Origin of the sequence: Lamprobacter modestohalophilus (assembly GCF_016583905.1) — a bacterium.
Lineage (GTDB): Bacteria > Pseudomonadota > Gammaproteobacteria > Chromatiales > Chromatiaceae > Lamprobacter > Lamprobacter modestohalophilus.
This window is the reverse complement of sequence record NZ_NRRY01000070.1, coordinates 1-19,145: the sequence shown is the minus strand read 5'-3', so window position 1 is coordinate 19,145 and position 19,145 is coordinate 1. Positions and strand designations below refer to the sequence as shown.

Annotated in this window: 18 protein-coding genes and 1 pseudogene; all 19 read left to right on the top strand. The window is 65.0% G+C overall.

The genetic code is table 11. From position 1 onward, the window contains the following. The first annotated feature begins 110 nt into the window (after positions 1-110). On the top strand, positions 111-341 hold the full coding sequence (locus CKO42_RS23750; protein ID WP_200250272.1) for a hypothetical protein: 231 nt from the start codon (positions 111-113) through the stop codon (positions 339-341). Between the two features lie 8 nt (positions 342-349). Further along, positions 350-823 (top strand): TraV family lipoprotein, encoded by a 474-nt coding sequence (locus CKO42_RS23745; RefSeq protein ID WP_200250270.1) that lies wholly within the window; start codon positions 350-352, stop codon positions 821-823. Between the two features lie 275 nt (positions 824-1,098). Then, positions 1,099-1,428, top strand: coding sequence for a TraA family conjugative transfer protein (traA, locus tag CKO42_RS23740; RefSeq protein WP_242479651.1), 330 nt, complete (start codon positions 1,099-1,101; stop codon positions 1,426-1,428). Between the two features lie 144 nt (positions 1,429-1,572). After that, positions 1,573-1,815 carry an RRXRR domain-containing protein gene (locus CKO42_RS23735; RefSeq protein ID WP_200250264.1) on the top strand — a complete coding sequence of 81 codons (243 nt, stop codon included), beginning with the start codon at positions 1,573-1,575 and terminating at the stop codon, positions 1,813-1,815. Then, positions 1,812-4,217: a type IV secretion system protein TraC gene (traC, locus tag CKO42_RS23730; protein WP_200250261.1), complete on the top strand. Its 2,406-nt coding sequence runs from the start codon at positions 1,812-1,814 to the stop codon at positions 4,215-4,217. The genes CKO42_RS23735 and traC overlap by 4 nt, the downstream gene beginning before the upstream one ends. Beyond that, the gene (locus CKO42_RS23725; protein ID WP_242479650.1) at positions 4,207-4,542 is read left to right on the top strand and encodes a hypothetical protein; all 336 of its coding nucleotides are present in this window, start codon (positions 4,207-4,209) and stop codon (positions 4,540-4,542) included. Before traC ends, CKO42_RS23725 begins: the two co-directional genes overlap by 11 nt. Next, positions 4,539-5,072, top strand: a complete 534-nt coding sequence (gene lepB / locus CKO42_RS23720; RefSeq protein WP_200250249.1) for a signal peptidase I — start codon at positions 4,539-4,541, stop codon at positions 5,070-5,072. Before CKO42_RS23725 ends, lepB begins: the two co-directional genes overlap by 4 nt. 100 nt (positions 5,073-5,172) lie before the next feature. Next, the gene (locus CKO42_RS23715) at positions 5,173-6,525 is read left to right on the top strand and encodes a TrbC family F-type conjugative pilus assembly protein (protein WP_200250247.1); all 1,353 of its coding nucleotides are present in this window, start codon (positions 5,173-5,175) and stop codon (positions 6,523-6,525) included. After that, positions 6,522-7,610, top strand: a complete 1,089-nt coding sequence (locus CKO42_RS23710; RefSeq protein ID WP_200250244.1) for a TraU family protein — start codon at positions 6,522-6,524, stop codon at positions 7,608-7,610. Before CKO42_RS23715 ends, CKO42_RS23710 begins: the two co-directional genes overlap by 4 nt. Positions 7,611-7,626: 16 nt before the next feature. Beyond that, the gene (gene traN, locus CKO42_RS23705; protein ID WP_200250242.1) at positions 7,627-10,422 is read left to right on the top strand and encodes a conjugal transfer protein TraN; all 2,796 of its coding nucleotides are present in this window, start codon (positions 7,627-7,629) and stop codon (positions 10,420-10,422) included. Between the two features lie 103 nt (positions 10,423-10,525). Continuing rightward, complete coding sequence (locus CKO42_RS23700) at positions 10,526-11,323, top strand: DUF3530 family protein (RefSeq protein ID WP_200250239.1); 798 nt, start codon at positions 10,526-10,528, stop codon at positions 11,321-11,323. Between the two features lie 147 nt (positions 11,324-11,470). Next, positions 11,471-12,403 (top strand): NYN domain-containing protein, encoded by a 933-nt coding sequence (locus CKO42_RS23695; protein WP_200250237.1) that lies wholly within the window; start codon positions 11,471-11,473, stop codon positions 12,401-12,403. A 6-nt stretch (positions 12,404-12,409) separates the two neighbouring features. Then, complete coding sequence (locus CKO42_RS23690) at positions 12,410-13,021, top strand: hypothetical protein (RefSeq protein WP_200250234.1); 612 nt, start codon at positions 12,410-12,412, stop codon at positions 13,019-13,021. After that, positions 13,018-13,284, top strand: a complete 267-nt coding sequence (locus tag CKO42_RS23685) for a hypothetical protein (protein ID WP_200250231.1) — start codon at positions 13,018-13,020, stop codon at positions 13,282-13,284. Before CKO42_RS23690 ends, CKO42_RS23685 begins: the two co-directional genes overlap by 4 nt. A 254-nt stretch (positions 13,285-13,538) precedes the next feature. Next, positions 13,539-14,126: a recombinase family protein gene (locus CKO42_RS23680; RefSeq protein WP_200250222.1), complete on the top strand. Its 588-nt coding sequence runs from the start codon at positions 13,539-13,541 to the stop codon at positions 14,124-14,126. Further along, positions 14,116-14,424, top strand: coding sequence for a WGR domain-containing protein (locus CKO42_RS23675; protein WP_200250219.1), 309 nt, complete (start codon positions 14,116-14,118; stop codon positions 14,422-14,424). Before CKO42_RS23680 ends, CKO42_RS23675 begins: the two co-directional genes overlap by 11 nt. Positions 14,425-14,684: 260 nt before the next feature. Then, positions 14,685-14,825: a hypothetical protein gene (locus tag CKO42_RS23670; protein ID WP_200250216.1), complete on the top strand. Its 141-nt coding sequence runs from the start codon at positions 14,685-14,687 to the stop codon at positions 14,823-14,825. A 322-nt stretch (positions 14,826-15,147) separates the two neighbouring features. Further along, positions 15,148-17,055, top strand: a complete 1,908-nt coding sequence (locus CKO42_RS23665) for an amidohydrolase (RefSeq protein ID WP_200250213.1) — start codon at positions 15,148-15,150, stop codon at positions 17,053-17,055. Between the two features lie 426 nt (positions 17,056-17,481). Next, positions 17,482-19,145, top strand: a pseudogene (locus tag CKO42_RS23660) (IS1634 family transposase); the annotation flags it as partial.

Below are 19,145 nucleotides of genomic sequence, written 5' to 3'. Positions count from 1 at the left end.
GCGCGCCTGCTCGGTGTTGAGCAGGTGCCGCTGCTGATCGCTCCGGATGGCCGGTTGCACCAGGGCGTCCCCGAGAATCTGGCTGCTTGGCTGGGGGAGGGCGATGCGGGATGAACGCAAAGGTTCTGCAACGCCGGACCAGGCTGATCCTCCTGCCTGTGCTCACCATCGCCATCACCATGACCAGCAGCTGTGCCAGTCCTCTGGGACGTCCGCACTTCGCCTGCGAGGGGCTGCCGAGCCGGCCGCTCTGTCTGTCGGTGACCGAGGTCTACCAACGCACCGAGGGTCAAGGGCCACCGCCGGCCGAGGTGCTGACGCGGAAAGGGGATCTGCGATGAGATCAACATTGTCTTCGTTCGCTGTGCTGTCTGGCAGCGCCCTGATCCTGTTGCTAAGCGGTTGTAGCGGATCGCTGCCAAAGACGCTGCCCTCGACCACGCCCGATACGCTCACCGCGCTTCAGGCACCGCAGTCGATGGTGTCATCGCGATCGCGATCAGCGGCCTCTGCAAGTGAGTCGAGTGGTCAGGCCTCCGTCGCTCAGAGCGCTGCTGACCCAGGTGAATCACCCACATCAGCGCCATCCGAGTCGACGCTTGGAGCACCGGCACCCATCCGCGCCCCAGCCTCAGTCATGCGGGTCTGGGTCGCCCCTTGGGAAGACGCCGACGGCACGCTGCACGGCGCCAATCACCTCTACATCGAAGTGCTGCCGCGTCGCTGGCAGCTCGACGGCGCCGTCTTGCCGGCCGCCGGAGTGCTGCAACCGCTGCAGATTGCCGAGCGCAGCCAACCCGACCGGCCGAACAATCGCCGATGACGCCGATGACGCCGATGGACACCGATCGACACACGACGCAGCCATCCCGCGGTCCAGGTGCTGATCGCAACCGCCAGGTGATGCGGGGTTCAAGACCCAAGGTCGAACGCGCTGCGCCCATCAGTGGTTTAACGCCCTTTCACAGCATCCATCGACAACCCACACCGCGGCCATCGAGGCCGCTCCAGCCAACCCCGGAGACCGCCGCTATGGCATCCCATCCTTGTCCGAGTCTAAGTCCGTGTTCCGCAGCTTCCACTACCGCCGAGTCCGTCATGTCATCCCACGCACACCCAACCCACCACTGGCTCTTCGCCGCCACCTTGATCGGCGTCGGCGCCGCCGCCCTCACACTCGCCCCGGAGTCGGCCCTCGCCGGCACCGGCGGCACCGAGTTCCAGGCCACCTACGACATGCTGATCAGCTGGATGACCGGTCTATTGGGCCGGATCATCGCCATCGCCTTCATCATCGTCGGGCTGATCGCCGGTGTCGCACGCCAGTCGATCCTCTCGTTCGCGATCGGCATCGCCGCCGGTCTTGGCCTGTTCATGGCCCCGGACATCATCGACGCGGTGGTCTCGGCGACGCTGCCGATCACCTGATCTCAGGGTTGATCACCTGAGCCCATTTGCGCCTGCCCCTCATCGCCGCTGCTGACTGACCGGTCGCCCTGACCGAGGCCGGACGGGACACCGTCCATCGTTCTCCGCTTTCTCTGTGCCCTTCCTTCACCAGGAGCCAAGACCATGCGAACCGATCGCGTGCGGCGCCGGCGTGCGTCCCGATCCCATGAGCCCGAACGCGTCAGCGTGCTCGATCCCGTCGGCCATCTGCTCTCACCCTGCCATCCGGCCAGAGCCCGGGCGCTGCTGCGTCGCGGTCGCGCTTGGTTGGTGCGCGATGATCCGCCGCTGATCCAGCTGTGCCGGATGGGCGAACCTGCGCCGGTAACGGTCGCGCAGTCAACACCAGGGATGCCACCGCCATGACCCATCCCGCCCGTCACTACCAGGGCGAGCGCCTGAGTACGCTGCTCAGCCCGCTGGCCTACGATGCCGAGGCTAAGCTCTTCCTGCATGATGATGAAAGCCTTGGCTTCGGTTTCCTTTGCACACCCTTATCCGGCCTCGAGGAGAGTACCGCTGAGCGCCTGCTGGTCCTGCTCAACCAGGACTGGCCCGCCGGCACCCTGATCCAGGTCGGCCTCTGGGCGAGCCCGGACATCGATGCCGCCTTGGCCCGTATGCTCGGCCTGCGCCTGGACAGCCCGACGCCGGTGTTGCGTGAGGCGACCCGCCAGCGTGTGGACTTCCTGCGCCAGGGTGTCGAGCAGCCGCTGGTTCCGGGTACCGCTTTGCGGGTGCGCGATCTGGTGCTCTTCATCAGCGTCAAGCTGCCGTTGGCTTCAGGGCTGCCGGAAACTGCTGAGCGCGCCGCCGCGATCGAGCGCCGCGAGGCCAGCGAGCAGGTTCTGGCCACGGCAGGGCTGCAGCCGCGTCCTTTATCCTCCGATGACTTTGTTCGCCTGCTCGGCACCTTGCTCAACTGGGGCGAGGAGGCCGGTTGGCGGGCCAGGCTGATCCCCGAGTGCGATCCCCACCGGCTAATCCGCGAGCAGCTGCTCGATCCGACCCATGCCTTGGAAGTCGACGCCGAGGGGCTGACGCTCGGGGAGACCCGGGTGCAGGTGCTCTCCTGCAAACGTTATCCCGACCGTGTCGGCTTTGGGGTGGCCGCGCGCTATCTGGGTGATCCGCTCTCTGGAACCCGCGGTATCGGTCACAACGCCCTGCTGACCATGACCCTACATGTGCCGGATCAGGAAGGGTTGCGCTCGCGCCTGAAAGCCCAGCGCCAATGGGCCACCAATACGGCCTATGGACCGCTGGCCAAGTTCCTCCCTGAGCTGATCAGTCGCAAGCACGGCTTCGATGTGCTGTTCACCGCCTTGGAGCAGGGTGACCGTCCGCTGCAGGCGCATCTGAGCCTGGTGCTGTTCAGTCCCAAGGATGAGGCACAAGCAGTGCGCTCCAATGCCATCACCTACTGGCGCGAGCTGGGCTTCCAGCTGATGCCAGATCGCTACTTCGCGCTGCCGCTGTTTCTCAACAGCCTGCCATTCGGCGCCGAGCGCAAGGCGATCCGCGACATGATGCGCTATCGGACCCTGGCGGCACGACATGCGGTGGCCCTGCTGCCGGTGTTCGGCGACTGGAAGGGCACCGGCACGCCGGTCATGCAACTCCTGTCGCGTAACGGCCAGCTGATGGACCTGTCGCTGTTCGATTCGCAGAGCAACTACAACGCCGTGATCGCCGCCAGCTCTGGGGCCGGCAAGAGCTTCTTCACCAATGAGCTGGTGGCCGCGTCACTCAGCACGGGCGCGCGCTGCTGGATCATCGATGTCGGGCGTAGCTACGAGAAGCTCTGCACTGCGCTCGGCGGGCAGTTCATCGCCTTCACCGAGACCGCAGACCTCTGTCTGAACCCGTTCGAGCTGGTGCAGCGCTGGGAAGAAGAGGCCGATGTGGTCACGGCGTTGATCACCGCGATGGCCGCTCCGACCGAACCTTTGGGCGATTACCGTACTGCAGGGCTGAAGCGCATCCTGAAGACGGTCTGGGATCGGCTCGGCAAACAGATGAGCGTGGATGCGATCGCTGAGGCATTGTTGGCCGAAAGCGATGCACGCTTACAGGATGTCGGCCGGCAGCTGTTCTCCTTCACCTCGGCCGGGGAGTACGGGCGTTTCTTCAACGGCCGCAACCGGATTGGTTTCACCGCGCCCTTGGTCGTGCTCGAGCTCGAGGAGCTGAAGAGTCGCCGGCATCTGCAGCAGGTGGTGCTGTTGCTGCTGATCTACCAGATCCAGCAGGCGATGTACCTCGGTGAGCGCGCACAGCAAAAGCTGGTGGTGATCGACGAGGCCTGGGACCTGCTCACCAACGGTGATGTCGGCAAGTTCATCGAGTCCGGCTATCGGCGCTTTCGCAAGTATGGTGGGGCGGCGGTGACCATCACCCAGTCGCTGGCGGATCTCTACACCCATCCGGTCGGACGCGCAATCGCCGAGAACAGCGCCAACAGCTTTCTGCTTGCACAGCCCTCGCAGGCGATCGATCAGCTGGCGGCCGAGCAGCGGCTGCCGTTGCCGGCCGGGGCGGTGGAGCTGCTCAAGACCGTGCATACGGTGCCGGGCGCCTATTCCGAGATCTGTTGCCTGACCAGCCTCGGTGGCGGCATTGGGCGTCTGGTGGTCGATCCGTTTCGTCGGTTGCTCTATAGCACGGCGCCGAAGGATGTGGCGGCATTGGAGGCCTTGCGGGCAAAGGGATTCAGCACGGTCGAGGCGATCAACGCCTTGATCGAGGAGCGGCGCCATGGACGTTGAGGCTGTCAAGCAGGAACGATCGACGCCGCCGATGCGACTGAGTGCGGCGGTGTTGATCGGCGCGCTGCTGGCCGGCGCAATCGGGGGAATCGGTGCCAGTCAGTTGGCAGAAGGTTTGATAGGAACAGACGCCGATGTTCAGTCACAACCGCCGCTGATCATTCTCTCCGTCGCCGATGCGCTGATGGCCGGTCACGACGCGCGCCAGATTCGCGCGATGGCCGAGCGCTTGGCGGACGGTGGTTTTCTGGTCCTCGATGGGCAGGCGGTGCTGGCCGCACCGGCGGAGCTGTATCTGCCGCTAGGCGAGGGCACGGGCCGATGAGCAGGCCTCGGAACCTACCGCGTCACCGTCAGCCCTGGGATCGGTTCCTGCTGCAGGCCCTGGTGGTGCTGACGCTGATCCTGGTGATCGGCAGTCTGCTCTGTGGGCGCTTTCGCCTGGGTCTCGATGATCAGGAGGCGCTCTGTCTGCCGCCGTATCGCTGGTATCTGATCGATACCTGGGATCGGCAGCCGCAGCCTGGGCAGTTGGTGGCCTTTGCCGCGACGGAGGCGATGGTGCCGTATTTCACAGTCGGGCAGACGGTGATCAAGCGCGTGGTGGGCGTGGCCGGTGATCGAGTGGCGGTCGATGCTGCCGGGACCACGATCAACGGGGTTGTGCGGCCGAATAGCGACCCCGCCTTGGCGACGACGTTGCAGCAGCCGGTGACCACCTTCGATCGCGCGGAATTCGAGGTACCGCCCGGTCATCTCTGGGTGATGGGGGACACGCGCGACAGCTTCGATGGCCGCTATTGGGGAACGTTACCGATCGAGCAGGTGCAGGGGCGGGCGTATGCGGTGTTTTGATGCCTTGGGTCTTGCTCGGTTCTGCCGACCCTGTTGTTGCGGTGCACATGCAACAGCGGTCTCGACCGCTTGGCGGTCCGCCAGCGCTTGCCAACTCTTGGTGCTGGCTAGCTTCGCGCTGACCCCAGTCGTTGTCGCTTCCGAACAGAAGAGCGATCAGACGGAGCAAGGCATCGATCAGGCACTGGCACCGATCCGGGCGCAGGCCGAGGCGATTGCCCGGAGCATTGAAGGTCAGCCGTTGCCGGCGTGGCTGCAGGCTCCTGATCAGACCGGCACGGAGTCGAGCTTTAAAGACCCTGCCGTCGTGGATGGTCTGCTGGAAGATGCGCGTCAACACCTCGGGTCTGAGGACCTGACGGCATCGATCTGCGAGACCCTGGCGAGCGACTGTGCACTGGATGGCCGATCCTCCAGTGTTCCTGAGCCCGCTGATTCCGATCCCTTCCAGCCGACGAAGAACGCGCCCTCCAGAACCTACTTGCTGTTCGCCTCCCGCTCCCTCGGCGAGGCCGCTTTGCGCGAGCTGTTCTCCCTGGCCAGTGGCCGGCCTGAGCTGCGCATCCTGTTCCGCGGCGTCGACGATGGTGAGTCGTTGATCGCCTTCGCCGCCAGCCTGCGCGAACTGCTTGAGGGACTCGAGCCGCCCCCGAACGTGCTGCTCGATCCAACGCCCTTTCGGACCTACGGGATCACGGCGGTACCGACGCTGATCTTGTTGGAGCGGGAGGGCACCGCCTGGCGCGAGCGTGCTCGGGTCGCTGGTCTGATGAGCACCGGCTGGCTCGAGCAGGCCCTAGACGCCGGTCGCCAGGGCGACCTCGGCACGCGTGGCCCAGTCACCGAGATCCGCGAGCCCGATCTGCTCGTCGAGCTCGAGCGCCGCCTGGCCGAACTCGACCTGACTGCGATGAAGGCGCGTGCCCTCGAGCGGGCCTTCGGTCGTCTGCACCTAGAGCGCTTGCCAACAGCCAACGAAGATCGCACGCGCTGGATCGATCCAACCCTCACCGCTGCGGCGGATATCCAACTGCCGGACGGTACGTTGCTGGTCGCTGCCGGAGACACCGTCAATCCACTCGCGCAGCTGCCGTTCACCCAGCGCCTGGTGGTCTTCGACGCCACCGATCGACGCCAAGTGGCCTTCGCGCAGGCGCGTGCCGATGAGCGCTCAGCGAAGGCCAGCCTGTTTCTGCTCACTGATCTGCCGCGCGAACGCGGCTGGAGCGGACTCGAGCAGGTGATGACCCAGCTCGACCGACAGGTGTTCCTGCTCACATCGACGCTGCGTCAGCGCTTCGCCCTGCAGCGGGTACCCGCCGTGGTCGAGGCCGAGGGACTGCGGTTTCGCGTCACGGAGACGGCGATGCGCGGACCAACCCCGATGCCCGTCGGTCTGGAGCCTGCCGATGGCCACGAGAGTGATGCAATGCAGTCGGAGACGATCCCATGACGCGCGCTCTCTACCCAACTGGCTGTCGAGGGTTCAACGCATTCAGAGCCCTCAGTGGCCTCACTGTTTGCAAGCTCGGCAGCCTCAGCACCCTGTGCATCCTGCTGATCACCCTCGCGCAGACGTCATCCACCCAAGCTGCCGATGCCGCCTGCCCGGATGCCGAGCTGCTCAGCGGCAAGCTGATCACCGACATCTGCTGGTCCTGCCTGTTCCCCGTGCGCATCGCCGGGATGCCGATCGGCGGGGGTCGGGTGCCTGAGGGGGCTAGCGATGCCTCGGTCTGTGTCTGTCGCGATGGACTCGGCGTCCCCCGTCCTGGTTTCACCCTCGGCCTTTGGGAGCCGGCCCGGATCATCGAACTGGTGCGCAATCCGACCTGCACGCCGGCCCTGGGCGGCATCCGCCTGCCGTTTGGCGATGTGCGCCTGCTCGGCAGCGGTGGGCAGGGCGAATTGGACGACAGCGAGGCGGCCTTCTACAACGTCCATGTCTACGCCTTCCCGCTGCTGGTGATGCTGGACCTGTTCTTCGATGATCGCTGCAACCCGGATGGCTTCAGCGAGCTGGACCTGCTGCACTTCACCGAGCTCGATCCGACCTGGAACAACGCCGAGCTGGGGTTCTTCGCCCATCCCGAGGCGACTTGGCTCGCGTCTCCTGCGGCGCAGGCGGCCTGTTTGGCCGATGGCGTTGCCGCCAGCGCGGGTAACCCAATCGATGAGCTGTTCTGGTGTGCTGGTACCTGGGGGCTGATCTATCCCTTCGCCGGCGCGCAGCCGACGCTGGGCTCACGGGTGCGTGCGACCTCGCTGTCGGCCACGCGGGTCATGGCGGCGCTGCATCGGCGCGGTCTGGCCCGGCAGACCATGGGCGATGGCGCCTTGTGTGAGGCACCGCTCGCGCCCTTCCTGCCGAAGAGCCAATACAAGCTCTCGATGTTCTATCCGCTGCCGGAGGCCAACAGCGCGCATGTGATCGGCGAAAGCCCGTTCCGCTGGGGCATCCATCGCACCTATCCCGGTCCCGGTGAGGATCACCTCTATGTGCTTTGGCGTTGGCAGGATTGCTGTGCGACGTTCTGAGCCGGGTATTGACGGGATGCTGAATCGGTTGCTTGCCGACGCGACCTCGCCGCATCAAGCGTCGGGGACTGATTGCCGGCCGTCTGCCGGGGCATCGATTGGGCATCGAGTCCTCGTCGGACTGCTCTGCCTCTGTGTCGCCTGGACGCCTTGGGCACTGGTCTGGGGTGATGAGCTGGCCGATCTGGGGCGGGCCGGACAGGCCTTCGGTCAGGGTCAAACCACTGGATTTTCGCTGCCGACCCTGGAGGGCGATCAACTCCGGTTCCAGGTCAACGGCGAGACCCAGTCCGTCAGTACAGAGGATCTCTTCCCCGGCGCCTCGACCGGCAGCGCAGCGGACTTCTCGGCCCTTTACGGCCAGCCCGAGGGCTTGACCGCCCGTGGCCGCGCCGCGCAGTCAACGCTGCTCGGCGAAGAGGGCGCGCAAGCCGAGGCCTTCCAAAGCCTCTACACCAACGTCGGGGTCTCGGTGAGCGATCTGCGCGCCGATCCGGTCTGGTCGCAGACCGACCAAGTCATCGATGAGATGGCCGACCTGGCCAATGGCTTTGGCGATTGCGCGATCGACACGCAATTCCAGACCGGCACCCGCCCGGTGCATCTGCCCGAGATCGAGACCTGCCAGCAGGTGCAGCAGGGCGGGGAATGCACCCTCACGCATGCTTATGACCTGCCACCGGCCGATCACATCGTCGCGGTCAGCGGTGGGGCGGTGCAGACCAACTGCGCCTATGGCTGCATCGAGGTCGTCTACGATTTTCCAGGCGCTGCGCATCAGCCGTCCTGTCCCGATTGCGCCTATCGACCGGCACAGACCTTCGGTTTCACGGTCAACGACCCGGGACGCATCCAGCGGATTGCGGTCAGCGTGGCACCACAGGCCACCGAGTTCGATACCGGCTGTGATTGGGACTGCAAGATCGATGCGCTCTTCCAATCCTGGTCGATCAGTTTTCCGGGCTACAGCCAGGCCGACAGCAGCACGGGCAACTTCGATCCGATCCAGCGCACCGCCCTGAGTGGGCACGAGGCGACCGCAGCGCTTCGCAACGGCGGCTCTTTTACTGTCGCCAACGACTACCGCTTCGAGACCAATGCTGGGCACTGGTATGTCGCCCAGGCACCCTACCGCGTCTCGATCCACATCCAGTTCACGCCGTTGCCGTTACACGACCACGGCTGGGAGGCGCCCGAGGCCTGCGTCCATCTGGCCGAGACCATCCGTGACAGTGCCTTCTGTGACGGCGAGGCGGTCTGCTCCGGCGCACCGCCGCTCAACCAAAACGGCTGCTATGAAACGATCGGCGTGCTGATCTGCCCGGGCAACTTTGGGCCTTCGCCAGTGCCCTGGCTCAATCCATTCTGCCGCGAGCTGGCGATCAGCTCCGACTGTGCCGGGTTCAGCAGTGGCGACATGCAGTGCTGGACCGATCCGCAGGGCCAAACACACTGCCCCTATAACCCCGGCGATATCGACAACGACTGCGGGCCACTCGAGGCCGATCCGAACTGCGGTTACCTGGGCTCGACCTGCATCGAGGGTGCCCGCGATCGCTACGGGGTCTGCTATGCCACCGAATCCCGCTATGACTGCGGCACCACCGCCGAGATCCCGGACATCACCCGCGAGACCGCCATGGACTGCGCCGGCCCGGTGCGTTGTGTAGGGAATGACTGTCTGGACCTGACCTTCGAGCAGTCGGATGACTTCGGTGAGGCTGCTGCAGCCCTGCAAGCCGCGCAGTATGTGCTCAGCGACAGTAACTGTACGAGCCCCGGCCAGTGCCAGATCTTCCAAGGCCAGGCGGCCGAGTGTAAGCAGGCGGTCGGTGGCATCGTCGACTGCTGCGAGACCCCGGCCGGTGTGTCGCTGATCGACTACATCCAGCTGATCGTAGCGATGACCAAGATCGACTCGGCAATCATGGCCAGCGAGTCCGGGAGCACCCTGCGCGGCGGCTGGGAGCTGCTGCGTGATCCGCTGGTCGACACCTGGGATGCGGTGACCGAGACCATCACCTCGGCGGCGAACAACCTGGTCGGCAATACTGCGGCCGCGACCAGCGAAGCCGGTGCCAGGCTCTCTCTCGATGCGGCTAAGCAGGCGCTGTTGCGCCAGACCGTCGATTGGACCGCGCAGGTGTTTGGCGACGCGGCGGCCAACGCGCTCTTCGCTGTCGAGGGCGGTGGATCGGCGGTGGTCAATGGCACGGTGCAGGCGGGCAACATCCAGCTTGGAGGGTTGATCGGCACCACCCTGGCCTGGGCGATGACGGCGTATCTGATCTACAGCGTGGTGATGATCCTGATCCGCATCATCTGGACCTGTGAGGAAGATGAGTTCGAGTTGGGGGTGCAGCGCGAGCTGCGGGCCTGCCATTACGTCGGCAGCTATTGCGACAGCGATATCCTGGGGATCTGCATCGAGAAGCAGAAGGCCTTCTGCTGCTTCAACACCCCCTTGGCGCGGATCATCAATGAGCAGGCCTATCCGCAGTTGGGGCGGAGCTGGGGGGAGCCGGAGCATCCGAACTGCCGTGGACTCTCGCTGCAGGAGCTGGAGCGGTTGGATTGGTCGCGGATCGATCTGTCGGAGTGGATTGCGCTCTTGACCCAAGCCGGGCAGTTTCCGCTGCCGGAGCACATTGATCTGGAGGCGCTGACTGGGACGGGTTCGGAGCTGAGCACTGGGGCTCGCGCCAATGCCGCTGAGCGCAGTGCGGCGCGGACCGGGGGGCTCGATGCCGGAGAGATCGGCCAGCAGGCGGCCGATCAGGTTTGGGAAGATGTGCGGCGAGGGCTGCCATAGTGGCAGGCGGCAGACCGCAACCGCGATGGATCAGTGCAACGCACTCGACGCCGATCTGCGCAGTCGGGCAAGCTAGGGCCAATAGCACTCCGGAGCCCTCGCCATGAAAACCCTTGCTGCACTGATCCTTGCCTGCCTGATCTTGCCGACCGCTGCCGCGCAGGCGCAGCCAGCGCCCGCCGTCAGCTCCGACCTCGCCAAAGAGCAACGCTGGCGTGAGCAGATCGTCGATAGCCTGATGGACGGTGATGCCATCGATCTGGATGCCGATGGTCAGACCATGCTTGGTCTCTACACCGAAGCCGAGCCGGACACCGGTCGCGCAGCGGTGATCGTGCATGGCATCGGGGTACATCCCAACTGGCCTCAGGTGGTCTACCCGCTGCGTGTCGGTCTGCCCGAGCGGGGCTGGAGCACGCTGTCAGTGCAGATGCCGGTGCTGGCGAACGACGCCACCGGCGCCGACTATGCCGCGCTCATGGACGAGGTCGCGCCGCGCCTCGAGGCGGCGATCGCGTATCTCCGCGCACAGGGCGCAGGCCAGGTCGTCCTGATCGCCCACAGCTTGGGTGCGACCATGAGCAATCAGTATCTGGCGCAGCATCCGCAGGCCGCTGAGGCCTTCGTCGCCATCGGTTTGTCCAGTGGCGGCACCCATGCCGGTGTCGATAACGAAGCGCTGATCGGGCGTATCCCGGTGCCGATCCTGGATCTCTTTGGCCAGCATGACCTCGAGGCCGTCGTCTCCGGTGCCCCGGGCCGCGCCGAGGCGGCGGCTTCCAACAGCGGTTACCGGCAGGTGCAGACGGCAGAGGCTGATCACTTCTTCGAGGGTCAGGATGAGGTGTTGGTCGAGAGCGTCTCCGGTTGGCTCGATGAGGTGGTGCCGGCGGGAGAATGAGGGCGCTGTACGACACCGGGCTGAGCGGTACGCGAAGCAGCGACGATTCGTCGCCCCTGCTGATTCGAGAGAGACGACATACGATGAACCGCATTCGCACGATCTGCAGAAGCCATCTGGGCAAGTCGTCTTTGGTCACCGCGTATGATGACGCCTATCGTCTTCAGCCAGCGCCGCCAGATGAGCCTCGCGGATCGACCGCCTGGCGATGCGCACTGTGAAACCCTCGCCGCGCAGCAAGTAGTAGGACGGATGATCGAATCCAGCCCCTTGACAGCCGATGCAGACGCCAGCGTCGCGGAAACGCGCACACCGCTCCAGGCGCCCTGTGCTGTCGCGCTCTACATCGACGCCGATAATCAATCGCCGGCGATCGTCGACGATCTGCTCGCCAGCGTCTGTGATGACTGGAGACTTGAGATCTCGCGCGTTGTCCTGGCCGGTAATGACCATGGACAATCCATCCCGCGCTGGCAAGCCGCACTGTCCACGCGGGTGCCCGAAGAGCAGGTGCTGACCTTGGAAGTCCCGAGAACCCCTGAGGCGGCCGATCTGGTCCTGATCCTGGAGCTCGGCGCGGCCATGGAACAGCATCGGCAGCGAGCGGATCTGATCGTCGTCCTCTCGCGCGATGACTTGTTGATCGCGGCCGCCGAAGCGGTCCGTTTGCGCGGTTGTCGGGTCTGGGTCGCCTATGCGCAGACCGAGGCTGCAGCGGCGCGCACCCGACTCCCGACCCTGCTGTTACCGGCGGTCAATCGCAGCGTAGACAGCAGCAAGCCCAGGGCAGCCGCCGACCCTCTGCCATCCGTCAAGGCCGCGATCGATGCACCGAACACGGACGTCCAGGGCACCACCGCGACGCATCAGCAACCGCAGGACCCAAAGACCAAGACACGGCTTGCTCAACTGCGCGCACAGTGCATACCACAACCTGGCGGTGGCTATCTCAGCAGCGACGTTGGACAAGTCCTTTACCAGCTTGGCCTGACCCGCAAGGCAGACCGGGCACGCTTCCTTCGCGCGGTTCCAGGCTTGCGCGAGGTCGGCACCGGCAAGCACAAAAGACTCCTTTTCTAGCGGACCATGACCGGCATCCATCCTGTCCACATCCACACTTACTCCGGCATCGCCTTCGACCTGCGTGATCCGCAGCCGGTGATGGTCCGCTTGGACGACATCGTCCATTCGCTGTCGTTGATGAATCGCTTCAACGGCGCCGCCCTGTTTCCCTACAGCGTCGCCCAGCATTCGTTGCACGTTGCTGAGCTGCTGCCGCCTGAGCTGCGCCTCGAGGGCCTACTGCACGATGCCGCCGAGGCCTATATCGGCGATATGGTCAGTCCGCTCAAACAGGTGATGCCCGAGTATAAGGCCGTCGAGGTGCGCATCAGCGCTGTGGTCGCCGAGGTCTTCGGGCTGGCCTATCCCGAGCCAGCCGCCGTCAAACAGGCCGATCTGGCGGTGCTGGCGGCAGAGCGCGAGCAGGTGCTCGGATCCTCCTATGGCCCCTGGTTCAAGGATTTTCCGGCGCCGGCGCCGATCACGATCAGGCCACGCGATTGGTTGGAGGTCAAGGCGAGCTTTGGGGAAGCGTTGCAGACCGAGATCACTAAACGCCGCACCGCAACCGAACCACGCCGGAAAGATGCGGCCGAGCCATTAGGCGACCTTAGGCTTCAGGAGGCGAGGGCATGATAAAGACACAAGACACGGCGGATCAGGCGGCGCCGGACGGGCCGGTTGAGACGCTCGAAGTGATCGATCTGCAGCTTATCCGCAAGGCGCTCGCCGAGGCCCAGGGCGAGCCGACCGCGGCTACGCGTGCCCAAGCCTTCGTCACCTCACTCTCGGCGCTCCTGCTGATGTCGGGCGATCGCGAGTTCGGCAACGCGATTGGTGCCTTGATCGGACTGCGGCCGCTCGATGCCCACGCACTGGAGCGCTTGATCACCGACTGAGTCTCTAGGTTCAGCGCGTGATCACCAAGTACTGGTCAAGGGCTTTTGGGCGCAACGAAGCAGAAAACCTAGGTAAGGGCTCAAGCTCGGCTGTTTGCAGCGGTCGCGGCGGTTTGTATCACTAGGGTAGAGCCTATCCTGACACCATCGAACAGCGTGTAAAACCGTCAGGATAGAGCGGTTACGGGTATTCCTTGACAGATGACCGGCAGGGTTATAAACCTTTTCCTGACAGTTTCGGCAGGAAGAGGGCCATGCAGGGTCAACGCGTCGGCTACATCCGGGTTAGCAGCTTCGACCAGAACCCCGAGCGACAGCTCGAGGGAGTTCAGCTCGATCGCGTCTTCACCGACAAGGCCTCGGGGAAGGACACCCGCCGGCCGGCCCTCGAACAACTCCTCGCCTTCGTCCGAGACGGTGATGTCCTGGTCGTGCACAGCATGGACCGGCTGGCCCGTAACCTGGACGATCTTCGCCGACTCGTCAGCGAACTCACCGGCCGGGGCATCCGGATCGAGTTCATGAAGGAAGGATTGACCTTCACCGGCGAGGACTCGCCGATGGCAAAGCTCTTGCTCTCGGTCATGGGTGCTTTTGGTGAGTTCGAGCGCGCGCTGATCCGCGAGCGTCAGCGCGAGGGCATTGCCATCGCACGCAAGAAAGGGAAATACAAAGGCCGCAAGCCAGTGCTCACCGCCGAGAAGGTCCAGGACCTGAAGGAGCGGGTGGCCGCAGGCGAGAAGAAGGCGGTGATCGCCCGCGAGTTCGGGATCAGTCGAGAGACGCTCTATCAGTACCTAAAAGCCAGCGCGACGGTGGAGGAGGGACGTCATGGAGCCTGACACCGAGCCGAGCGCCATCGTCTATCTCGAACGCCACGACCCGGACAAGCGCATGGTGCGGTTCTACAGCTTGCACCTCGCTCCGACCCTGTTCGGCGGTTGCGATCTTGTTCGGGAATGGGGCCGCATCGGCAGCCCTGGCAGGGTGCGCCGCGATCCCTTCGACACCGAAGACGACGCGATCGAGGCACTGCGGAGCATCGAGCGGAACAAACGGCGGAGGGGTTATCGGCCGTGGTCGTCATACACAAGCGCTTCGCGCGATGGAGAGCGAAGCGACAGCGCATATCCCGGATAGCCATAGACCCGACGCAGTGTGGCAGGTGTGCAAAGGCCATCCCACCGCATACGGCGTTTAGCCGTTTGAGCTTCGTTGTTTGTTTCCGTGGGGCGTTCGTGACGAATTTCTCGATGTCGCCGACCTTGCCATCGACGATCGAGCTCGTGCTCCGGCACCGCTTAGAGCGATTCTCAAGGACAGCTTTCGACCCGAGGGAGAAATCGGCTCTTGGAGCAACGACAGCGGCACTGAAAACCAGAGCGGACATTGCGAGAATCGTGATTTCTATCAGTGACGCCGCCGATTGCCCCACGCGCGGACCGCCCGCCTGGGACGATGATCTCTGGCCGATGCTCGACTGCGACCTCCTCGGCCAGCCCGAGCCCGACGTCGAGTTTGATCAGCGCGTCTCCTGTTAACCGCCATTTTCTGCCACAGAGCGTGCCGCCGCCCCTGATCTCGCGCCTGCCCGCGGCGCCTACAATCTCCTTCCAGACCCCGCCAACGCGGGTTCCGGCACGTCCGAGATGTCTGCGCCGCTCTCGGTTGAGCCTTGACCGGCCCTCTGGCCCTCGCTAGCCTCTCGTCCCGACGCCGCCTTCGGCTCACAGAGGCAGTTGAATCGGCTAACTGTAAGCCGCGATGGCTGGGTTCCCGACGAGTTCGACGCGACGCCGACCCGCGCCTAAGCTCGCCCCTGCGCCGCTTGCTGCCACCTCTCGCCGCCCCTTGGAGACGCCGATGATCCGATTCACCACGGCAGCCGTTCTGCTGCTCGCCAGCGCCTGCGCTGTTGCCCAAACCGCCGACCGCATCTGGAGCGGCGGCCCCATCTTGACCATGAACGATGCGGCCATGCGTGCCGAGGCCATCGCCGAGCAGGACGGCCGGATCATTGCCGTCGGCAGCCGCGACGAGGTGATGCAGCTGCGCGGATCGGACACGCAGCTCATCGACCTGGACGGGAGGGCGCTGCTGCCGGGCTTCGTCGATGCCCACGGCCACGTGATGATGGGCGGGCTTCAGGCGCTCTCCGCCAATCTGTTGGCACCGCCGGATGGGGAGGTGACGGACATCGCCTCGCTCCAGCAGGTGTTGCGCGACTGGGTGGCGGCCAACCAGGCGGCGGTGGACAGCGCAAAGCTGATCATCGGCTTCGGCTACGACAACGCCCAGCTCAAGGAGCTGCGCCATCCCACCCGCGACGACCTGGATGCCGTCTCCAGTGACTATCCGATCCTGATCATCCACCAGTCCGGCCATCTCGCGGCGCTGAACAGCAAGGCGCTGGAGATCGCCGGCATCTCCGCGGCCAGCAAGGACCCGGAGGGCGGCGTCATCCGCCGCCGCGCGGGCAGCGGCGAGCCGAACGGCGTGCTGGAGGAGCTGGCCATGTTCAGCGCGCTGTTCAAGATTCTGCCTGCCATCGGCGCCGACGGCTTCAAGGCCTTCGCGCGTGCGGGCAGCGAGCTCTGGGCGCGCTTCGGCTACACCACGGCGCAGGAGGGCCGGTCCTCGCCGGACACCGTGCGCATCATGCGGGAGGTGGCGGACGAGGGCGGCTTCGCCATCGATGTCGTGACCTACCCGGACGTCCTCATCGACCGCGACTTCATCAAGGCCGGCGTCAGCCCCAGGTACGACCAACGGCTTCGCATCGGCGGCGCCAAGCTCACCATCGACGGCAGCCCACAGGGGTTCACCGCCTGGCGCGACCAGCCTTACTACAAGGTCGTCGGCGACTATCCGCCCGGCTACTCCGGCTATGCGGCGGCCACTGCGGAGCAGGTCTTCGATGCCGCGCTCTGGGCCGCGGAAAACGAGATCCAGCTCATCACCCACGCCAACGGCGAGCGCGCGATGGACCTGCTCATCGCCGCTCAGCGCGCCGCTGCGGCCAGGCATCCGGAGGCCGGCGCGCTGCGCCCGGCGCTGATTCACGGCCAGTTCGTACGGGCCGACCAGCTCGACGACTTCAAGGCGCTCGGCGTCATCCCGTCGCTGTTCCCGATGCATACCTTCTACTGGGGCGACTGGCACTTGGAGCACACCGTCGGTCCGGAGAAGGGCCAGAACATCTCGCCCACGGGCTGGGTGCTGGAGCGCGACATGATCTTCACCAGCCACCACGACGCGCCGGTGGCCTTTCCGGACTCCATGCGCGTGCTGGATGCCACCGTCACCCGCCGCGCGCGGGGCTCGGGTGTGGTGGTCGGGCCGCAGCACCGGGTGGACGTGATCACGGCGCTCAAGGCCATGACCATCTGGCCCGCCTACCAGCACTTCGAGGAAGCGACCAAGGGGTCTCTGGAGCCGGGCAAGCTCGCCGACTTCGTGATCCTGTCCGCCGACCCCACCGCCGTGGACCCAGAGACGCTGGACACCCTAGACACCCTAGACGTTACCGAGACCATCAAGGAAGGCCTCACCGTCTTCCGTCTCGACGCCCGGACCGCGCGGGCGGCGGAGAATCCGGGCTTCACCCGCGCCATGGCGGCGCTCGCGGGCGCGAGCCATGCACCGCGCATGATCCAGCCAAGCGCTTGGTCCCGCGTGCTTGCAGGGCAGAAGTCCGTCGTCACCACCGCCTGCCTGTCCGACCTTTTCCTCGCACTCTCCGACGGCATGGCCTCGGCGCCGGGGCGCTGAATCATCCGGTCTTCGTCGAGGCACGGATGGCCTCGGGCGCTCGTCCCGACGGCCGGGCACTGACGGCGGAAGCCATCGCCGCGCTCACTGAGCAGGTGCGCATCCGGGGGGCTAGGGAATTCAATGTCCAGTCTGTTGGATTAACCAGACGCTCTCGTCCGAGAGGCCAGTGACCGTAAGTGGCCGAGGGCAGACGAGCGAGAGTTTCAAATGGCGGCTGATGTCACGAGTGTTGGGTCTAGGGGTTAGGGGCGCAACGGAACAGAAAACCTAGCCCATCTTTAACATGGCCCCATTGATTCTGGGCAGTTTTTCAGCCTAAGGCTCTGATTTTATTATACCAGCGAGTCTGATTTCGCAAAGTAGTGCCATAACATTCAATGGGGTCTATTGCCTTATAGTGGTGTAGGGGCTAGCGTTTCGGGTATGTACATCCGCCGCACCCAGACGCGCAACACCCCACCGGCGAGCGTTACTTCACGCACCGGCTGGTGCGCTCTGAGCGCTTAGGCGGGAAGGTGCGCCAGGTGACCCTGCTCAACCTGGGGCGACATTTCCCGGTGGCGCAAGCGCACTGGCCGACGCTCTGCGTGCGCCTCGAGGAGATCCTCAGTGGTCAGGAGGACTTGCTCGGTGGCCGGGGTGGGCTGCTGATCGAACGCGAAGCGCAGCGTCTCGCCGCACTGCTGCTGGCCCGTCAAGGTGCCGCGCCTGCGGCCACGGCATCCGGGAGCACGGCACCCGTGGAGGTGCACAGCATCGTGCTCGACTCGCTCAAGCTGAGCCGAGCGCGCACGGTCGGGGTCGAGGCGGTCGGGCTCTGGGCGATGGCGCAGGTCGACTTCATCGAGCAGCTTGAAACCCTGGGGCTCACGGGGCCGCAACGCGCCTCGGTGCTGGGCGTCATTCTGGGACGTATGGCCGCGCCAGGCTCAGAACTGGCCACCCAGCGTTGGCTGTGTCAACGCAGTGGGCTGGGCGAGTTGCTCGATGTCGACTTCGAGGCCATGAGTCTGATGCAGCTGTATCGCGCCGCCGATGTGCTGATGCGCCACCGCGAGACATTGGAAAGGGGGCTGTTTACACACCTGACGGGCCTGTTCGGGCTCGACTGGTCGGTCACCCTCTACGATCTGACCAACACCTATTTTGAAGGCGAAGCGGCCGCCAACCCCAAGGCCCAGCACGGCCACTCCAAGGAGAAGCGCAGCGATTGCCCCCTGCTGACCCTGGGCCTGGTGCTCGATGGCAGTGGGTTTGTCCGTCGCTCCGAGGTCTTTGACGGCAACGTGGTCGAAGGCACGACCTTAGCGAGCATGCTCCAGCGCTTGCGCGCCCCCAAGGATGCGCTGGTGGTCATGGATCGGGGGATCGCCACCGAGGAGAATCTGCTTTGGCTGCGCGAGCAGGGGTATCGGTATCTCGTGGTCAGCCGTGAGCGTCATCGCCAGTTCGACCCCAGCGACGCCAGTGAGCTGAAGACCGCCAGTGGCGAGCGCGTGTGCGTGCAGCGCGTCGAGGATGCCGAGGCCGAGGAGGTCCGCCTGTACTGTTATTCCGAACGCCGTGCAGGGAAAGAACAAGGCATCAGCCAGCGCTTCGCCGAGCGCTTCGAAGCCGCGCTCCAGGCCATGGCCGACGGGCTCAGTCGTCCGCGCACGACAAAAAAGATCGACAAGCTCTGGGAGCGCATCGGGCGCCTGAAGGAAAAAAGCCATGGGGCTGGTCAGCACTACCACATTGAGATCATTCCCGATGCCAGCGGCGAGAAGGCACAGGCCATCCGCTGGCAGCGCCGACCCATCGACGGCACCATGGAGACCCATCCTGGGGTCTATTGTCTGCGCAGCAACGAACTGACCTGGGACGCTGAGCAACTGTGGCGGACCTACATGATGCTCACCGACCTGGAGGCCGTGTTTCGCTCCTTGAAATCGGAGCTCGGGCTGCGTCCGATCTTCCACAAGACGGCAGCACGTGCCGAAGGGCACTTGTTCATCACCGTGCTTGCGTATCAGTTCGTGCAGTTGATCCGCCAGCGCTTGCGTGAGCAGGGCATCCACGACAGCTGGACGCTCTTGCGCGAGACC

What these genes read in the sequence shown, in the direction of transcription:
- CKO42_RS23750 (WP_200250272.1), top strand. Translation starts at nt 111, where the DNA reads ATGAACGCAAAGGTTCTGCAACGCCGGACCAGGCTGATCCTCCTGCCT.
- traA (WP_242479651.1), top strand. Translation starts at nt 1,099, where the DNA reads ATGTCATCCCACGCACACCCAACCCACCACTGGCTCTTCGCCGCCACC.
- CKO42_RS23735 (WP_200250264.1), top strand. Translation starts at nt 1,573, where the DNA reads ATGCGAACCGATCGCGTGCGGCGCCGGCGTGCGTCCCGATCCCATGAG.
- traC (WP_200250261.1), top strand. Translation starts at nt 1,812, where the DNA reads ATGACCCATCCCGCCCGTCACTACCAGGGCGAGCGCCTGAGTACGCTG.
- CKO42_RS23725 (WP_242479650.1), top strand. Translation starts at nt 4,207, where the DNA reads ATGGACGTTGAGGCTGTCAAGCAGGAACGATCGACGCCGCCGATGCGA.
- lepB (WP_200250249.1), top strand. Translation starts at nt 4,539, where the DNA reads ATGAGCAGGCCTCGGAACCTACCGCGTCACCGTCAGCCCTGGGATCGG.
- CKO42_RS23710 (WP_200250244.1), top strand. Translation starts at nt 6,522, where the DNA reads ATGACGCGCGCTCTCTACCCAACTGGCTGTCGAGGGTTCAACGCATTC.
- traN (WP_200250242.1), top strand. Translation starts at nt 7,627, where the DNA reads ATGCTGAATCGGTTGCTTGCCGACGCGACCTCGCCGCATCAAGCGTCG.
- CKO42_RS23700 (WP_200250239.1), top strand. Translation starts at nt 10,526, where the DNA reads ATGAAAACCCTTGCTGCACTGATCCTTGCCTGCCTGATCTTGCCGACC.
- CKO42_RS23695 (WP_200250237.1), top strand. Translation starts at nt 11,471, where the DNA reads ATGACGCCTATCGTCTTCAGCCAGCGCCGCCAGATGAGCCTCGCGGAT.
- CKO42_RS23690 (WP_200250234.1), top strand. Translation starts at nt 12,410, where the DNA reads ATGACCGGCATCCATCCTGTCCACATCCACACTTACTCCGGCATCGCC.
- CKO42_RS23685 (WP_200250231.1), top strand. Translation starts at nt 13,018, where the DNA reads ATGATAAAGACACAAGACACGGCGGATCAGGCGGCGCCGGACGGGCCG.
- CKO42_RS23680 (WP_200250222.1), top strand. Translation starts at nt 13,539, where the DNA reads ATGCAGGGTCAACGCGTCGGCTACATCCGGGTTAGCAGCTTCGACCAG.
- CKO42_RS23675 (WP_200250219.1), top strand. Translation starts at nt 14,116, where the DNA reads ATGGAGCCTGACACCGAGCCGAGCGCCATCGTCTATCTCGAACGCCAC.
- CKO42_RS23665 (WP_200250213.1), top strand. Translation starts at nt 15,148, where the DNA reads ATGATCCGATTCACCACGGCAGCCGTTCTGCTGCTCGCCAGCGCCTGC.